This is a genomic window from Streptomyces palmae (genome assembly GCF_004684805.1).
Lineage (GTDB): Bacteria > Actinomycetota > Actinomycetes > Streptomycetales > Streptomycetaceae > Streptomyces > Streptomyces palmae.
Window position 1 is genome coordinate 1 of the sequence record NZ_SRID01000444.1, and the last position, 5,149, is coordinate 5,149.

5 protein-coding genes are annotated in these 5,149 nt (G+C 73.2%); 3 read left to right on the forward strand and 2 right to left on the reverse strand.

Annotated elements, in window-relative coordinates; translation table 11 throughout:
* Nucleotides 1–260: 260 nt before the first annotated feature.
* Both E4099_RS28740 and E4099_RS28745 read left to right on the forward strand, forming a co-directional pair.
* Nucleotides 261–1,091: an alpha/beta fold hydrolase gene (locus E4099_RS28740; protein ID WP_245245270.1), complete on the forward strand. Its 831-nt coding sequence runs from the start codon at nucleotides 261–263 to the stop codon at nucleotides 1,089–1,091.
* Between the two features lie 19 nt (nucleotides 1,092–1,110).
* A complete protein-coding gene (locus E4099_RS28745; RefSeq protein WP_245245271.1) occupies nucleotides 1,111–1,983 on the forward strand; it encodes a helix-turn-helix domain-containing protein in 873 nt (290 codons plus the stop codon).
* 28 nt (nucleotides 1,984–2,011) lie between these two features.
* Here E4099_RS28745 and E4099_RS28750 read toward each other — a convergent pair whose 3' ends face one another.
* Complete coding sequence (locus E4099_RS28750; protein WP_135342049.1) at nucleotides 2,012–3,040, reverse strand: aldo/keto reductase; 1,029 nt, start codon at nucleotides 3,038–3,040, stop codon at nucleotides 2,012–2,014.
* A gap of 182 nt (nucleotides 3,041–3,222) precedes the next feature.
* On the opposite strand from E4099_RS28750, the gene E4099_RS28755 reads away from it, so the two are divergent.
* Nucleotides 3,223–4,089 carry a helix-turn-helix domain-containing protein gene (locus E4099_RS28755; RefSeq protein WP_135342050.1) on the forward strand — a complete coding sequence of 289 codons (867 nt, stop codon included), beginning with the start codon at nucleotides 3,223–3,225 and terminating at the stop codon, nucleotides 4,087–4,089.
* Nucleotides 4,090–4,173: 84 nt separating this feature from the next.
* Here the strand turns inward: E4099_RS28755 and E4099_RS28760 are convergent, their stop codons facing one another.
* Complete coding sequence (locus E4099_RS28760) at nucleotides 4,174–4,989, reverse strand: class I SAM-dependent methyltransferase (RefSeq protein WP_135342051.1); 816 nt, start codon at nucleotides 4,987–4,989, stop codon at nucleotides 4,174–4,176.
* Nucleotides 4,990–5,149: the final 160 nt, after the last annotated feature.

Sequence of the window (5,149 nt, forward strand, 5' to 3'; positions counted from 1 at the left end):
TCCTGACCCCGCCCGCCCCGTCCCGCCGACCGTGGTCCGCCCGGGGGCCGGCGGGCCCTCCCGGCCGTGGTGGTTCGGGCACGCGGGACTGCAGGCTCCGCAACGCGCCATCACAGGCACGCCGACCGTGGTCCGCCCGGGGGCCGGCGGGCCCTCCCGGCCGTGGTGGTTCGGGCACCCATGACGGCCCTCCCCACCATGACGGTTCACCGCGACATTCGTACAAGACCGACGACCGGCGAGCCCCGCACCATTCCCGCATGAGTGAACACACCGTTGCGTTCTCGCATGGAATGCGCGTGGTCCATGACGGCCCTCGGCAGGCACCTCCACTGTTGCTCATCCACGGATCCGGGGCCTCGGGCAGCTGCTGGGGTCCGGTGGTCCCGGCACTCGCGCAGCACCACCACGTCATCCGGGTCGACCTCCCGGGCTGCGGCCAGTCCCCGCCCGCCATGTCCTACGACGTGCCCGTGCAGGCGTGCCGGATAGCCGCGCTCCTGGACAGCCTCGGCTACCACTCCGTCGCCGTGGTCGGGCACTCCAGCGGCGGCTATGTCGCCACCGCGCTCGCCGAACAGCGCCGGGACCTGGTGAGGGCGCTCGCCCTGCTCAGCAGCGGCCCGAGCCCCGAGGCCCAACTTCCCGAGCCGCTGCTCCTCCGCGTCCTGCTGGCCCCGCCGTTGGGCCCGATCCTGTGGGCGAGGCGTTCGGACGCGATGATCCGCAAGGGGATCCTGGCGACCTGCGCCCGCCCGGTGGAGATCCCGGACGACCTGGTCGCCGACGTCCGGAACATCAGGTACTCCGTGCTCAGGAAGATACTGAGCCGGAACACCGCCTACATCACCGAGCGCAGCGTGCCCGAGCGGCTCGTCCCCCGCGAGATCCCCGTGCTGGTGGCCTTCGGCGCGGCCGACCCCCGATGGGAGCCCTCCTCGGCGTACCGGTACGACGTGGTCCCGAACGCATGGGTCGAACTGCTGCCCGGAGTCGGACACATGCCGATGCTCGAAGATCCCGAGGAGACCGGTGACCTGCTACTGAACTTCGCGGCAACGGAAGTCGACACCGCGCCCGCGGCCCCCTGATGCCTAGAGTGGTCCTGTGATGTCGACCAGGCTGCCCAGCGTCTGGGCGTCGATGGAGGTAGCGGTCCCGCGCCCGTCGCGCCGGCTGGAGCTGCCGGGGCTTCGCATGGCCGGGTTCCGCCAACGCGGCCCCGCGCACATGGACATCGCCATGGTCGCGCACCCGTCCGTCACCCTGCTTATCGATCTGAGCGAGGAGGAAGAGGGTGAAGAGGGTCTCTTCTACGACGCGCGGGGCCGGCGCGAGCGCGGCAGCGTCGTCATCGGGCTCCACCCCGGCGACATCCGAACGGGGGGCCGGGTGGGGGAGTGCCTGCAGATCCGGCTGGAGCCGGTCGTGGCCGCCGCGGTGGTCGGCGGGTCCACCGACCTCAGCGGGATGGTGCTGTCGCTGGAGGACCTCTGGGGCCAGGACGCCGGGCGGGCCGAGGCCAGGCTGCGCGCCGCCGCCTCGTGGGACGAGCGGTTCGCGATCGCGGTGGACATCCTCGGCCGACGGCTGGGCACCCGCCGTCCGGTGGACCCGGAGGTCGCCCACGCCTGGCGGCGGACGCTCGCCGACCGGGGGCGGGTGCGGGTGGACCGTCTGGCGGACGAGGTCGGCTGGAGCCGCAAGCGCCTGTCGGCCCGCTTCCGGTCGCAGCTCGGCATCACCCCCAAGCGCGCCGCCCGGCTGGTGCGGTTCGACCACGCGGCCCACCTGCTGGCGGCGGGCCGCCCCGCCGCCGACGCCGCCGCCGAGAGCGGCTACGTCGACCAGTCCCACCTCCACCGCGAGGTGGCGGCGTTCACCGGGCTCACGCCCACGGCCGTGGCAGCCGCCCCCTGGCTCGCGATCGACGACCTGGCGTGGCCGGCTTCCCAGCCGATCCGCAGGCCGGTGGCGGCCTGAAGCGCCGCACCGGCCTCCTGGGCGTCACTCACCGGCGCCGGCGGAGGGACTTGTCGGCGAGGGCGGGCGGCAGGTAGTAGGCGTCGGCCCGGTTCAGATCGACGCCCGGCGGCACGATCTCGTCGATCCGGTCCAGCACGTCCTCGCCGAGCACGGTGTCCGCGCCGGTCAGCAGGCTCTCCAACTGGTCCATGGTGCGCGGGCCGATGATCACCGCGGTGACCGCGGGGTGCGCCCGTACGAAGGCGGTCGCCAGATGCGGCAGCGACATGTCGCACTCCGCCGCCAGCGCGGCCAGCTTGCCGACCGCCTCCAGCTTGCGCGCGTTCTCCGGCAGCGCGGGGTCGAACTTCTGCCGCTCCTGCGCGGCCCGGCCCCCGCTCAGGTCGATGTCGGACGCCTTGGTGTAGCGGCCGGACAGCCAGCCGGCGGCCAGCGGTCCCCAGGTCAGTACGCCCATCCCGTACTTCTGCGCGGTCGGCAGCACGGCCGCCTCCACGGAGCGGGCCAGGATCGAGTACGGCGGCTGCTCGCTGCGGAAGCGCACATGGCCGCGCCGGTCGGAGGTCCACTGCGCCTCCACGATCTGCTCGGCCGGGAAGGTGGACGAGCCGATCGCCCGCACCTTGCCCGCGCGCACCAGGTCGGACAGGACGGACAGGGTCTCGTCGATGTCCGTGTGCGGGTCGGGGCGGTGCACCTGGTAGAGGTCGATGTAGTCGGTGTCCAGGCGGCGCAGGCTGTTCTCGATCTCACGGGTGATCCAGCGGCGCGAGTTGCCGCTGTGGTTGGGGTCCTCGCCCATCGGGCTGTTGGCCTTGGTGGCGAGCACCACGTCCTCCCGGCGGCCCTTGAGCGCCTTCCCGACGATCTCCTCCGACTCGCCGGCCGAGTAGACGTCCGCGGTGTCGATGACGTTGATGCCCGCGTCGAGGGCGCGGTGGATGATCCGTACCGCGTCCTCGTGGTCGGGGTTGGCCCAGCTGCCGAACATCATGGCGCCCAGTGCGTACTCGCTGACCGAGATGCCGGTGCCGCCGAGGATTCTGCGCTGCATGGTTTCTCCAGATGTGTCAGGGTCCGTCTGTGTTACAGGTTCCACCCTGCGGGCCGCGGGGCGCGGGCGACAGGCCCGCTCCAACCGGGGTCTGCCAGAACCCCCTTCGCGCCCGGAGGGCACCGGTGTCCCCGTCCTTCGATCACCGGCCGGGACCGGCACCGCGCACCGATAATGGGCCGATGGACCACTCCGAACCCGAGATCGCCCCCTTCCTGAAGGCGCGTCGCGCGGCACTCGCCCCAGCGGCGGTCGGGCTGCCCGACGGTCTGGTACGGCGCAGGGTGCGCGGGCTGCGCCGGGAGGAGGTCGCCCAACTCGCGGGGATCAGCGTCGACTACTACACCCGAATAGAGCAGGGCCGGGCCAACGCCATCTCCGATTCGGTCCTGGACGCGATCGCCCGGGCGCTGCGGCTGAAGCCGGCCGAGCACACCTATCTGCGCAACGTCGCCCAGCCCAGGCGCCGTAGGGAGGCCCCGGCGCCGCCGCGGCAGCGGGTGCGTCCGCAGATCCGGCAGCTGCTGGACGCCCTGGACGAGACCGTCCCGGCCTTCGTCTACGGCCCCGGGATGGACATCCTGGCCTGGAACCGGCTCGGCGGGGCGATCACCTTCGACCTCGCGGCGCTTCCCGAACGGGAGCGCAACACCGCGCGGCTGGTCTTTCTGCACCCCCGGGCGAAGGCGTTCTACCCGGACTGGGAGGAGGACGCCGCGGGCATCGTGGCCACCCTGCGGGCCGAGGCCGGGCGCCACCCGCAGCTGCTCTGCCGGCTGCTGAACGAACTCCTGGAGCGCAGCACGGACTTCCGCCGACACTGGGAGGCCCAGGCCGTGACCGAACGCGTCTCGGGCACCAAGCGGATCCGGAACCCCCGGGTCGGCGAGCTGCGGATCACCTACGAGGCCCTGTACCTGCCCGCCGACGACGGCCAGCTGCTGTGCACCTACACCGCGGAGCGCGGCTCGCCGAGCGAGGCGGCACTCCGCGAACTGGCCCGACTGACCGCCCCACCACCGGCCCTCCTGGGCACCCCCACCCCCTGACCCACCCACTCCCGCGGGTGGCCGTGACAGCGCAGACGCCTCCATACGGGAGCCCCCGCACCGTCGTGACCAGCGACGTCCCGATCAGGCGCGGGGCGCCAGCGCCTCCCAACGCACCGTGACCTCGCCCTGCCGCCAGCGGCGCGGGCCGTCCACCAGGGGCCAGTCCGCGCGCAGGGCGGCGCAGGCGCGGATCCAGCGCTGCCGGGCGCTGAGCGCGGCGTACGGGGCGGCCGCCGCCCAGGCGCGGTCGAAGTCGCGCAGGAAGGCATGGACCGGCTCGCCCGGCACATTGCGGTGTATCAGCGCCTTCGGCAGGCGTTCGGCGAGGTCGGAGGGGCGTTCCAGGGAGCCGAGTCGAGCGGCGAAGGTGACGGTGGCCGGGCCGCTCCGGGTGAGCGCCACCCAGACGTGCCGGCGGCCTATCTCGTCGCAGGTCCCCTCCACCAGCAGGCCGCCGGGCGCCAGCCGCTCGCACAGCCGCTGCCACACCTCGGCCACCTCGTCCTCGTCGTACTGGCGCAGCACATTGGCCGCCCGTATGAGATCGGCGCGGGCGCCGTGCCCGGTGGGCAGCGGCACCTCGAAGCCGCCGTGCGCGAAGGCCAGCCCGGCGCGTTCGTACGGTTTGGCCGCCGCCACCCGGGCCGGGTCTATCTCGATCCCGACCACCCGGGCGTCCGCCCGCACCGTACGCAGCCGGTCCAGCAGCTCCACCGCGGTCCACGGGGCGGCCCCGTAGCCGAGGTCGACCGCCACGGGGGCCGCGGCGCGCAGCAGGCCGGGCCGGTGGTGGGCGGCGATCCAGCGGTCCATCCGGCGCAGCCGGTTCGGGTTGGTGGTGCCACGGGTCGCCGATCCCACGGGGCGGGCGGGGGCGGAGACACGTGCGGCAGGCATGGAATCGACTGTAAGGCGTCCACGGACAGGCGCCGGGGTCGCAGGGCTCGGGTTCTGGACGATGACGGTATGTGTGGCGCTATCACCGGGTATGCCACGTTTCCGGGCGATCACGCCGTAAACATCCGGGCGATCACGCCGTACACATACGGTCCAGAAC

Excerpts from the sequence above, each read along its gene's own strand:
- E4099_RS28760 (WP_135342051.1), bottom strand. The coding sequence starts at position 4,989 with ATGCCTGCCGCACGTGTCTCCGCCCCCGCCCGCCCCGTGGGATCGGCG.
- E4099_RS28750 (WP_135342049.1), bottom strand. The coding sequence starts at position 3,040 with ATGCAGCGCAGAATCCTCGGCGGCACCGGCATCTCGGTCAGCGAGTAC.
- E4099_RS28755 (WP_135342050.1), top strand. The coding sequence starts at position 3,223 with ATGGACCACTCCGAACCCGAGATCGCCCCCTTCCTGAAGGCGCGTCGC.
- E4099_RS28740 (WP_245245270.1), top strand. The coding sequence starts at position 261 with ATGAGTGAACACACCGTTGCGTTCTCGCATGGAATGCGCGTGGTCCAT.
- E4099_RS28745 (WP_245245271.1), top strand. The coding sequence starts at position 1,111 with ATGTCGACCAGGCTGCCCAGCGTCTGGGCGTCGATGGAGGTAGCGGTC.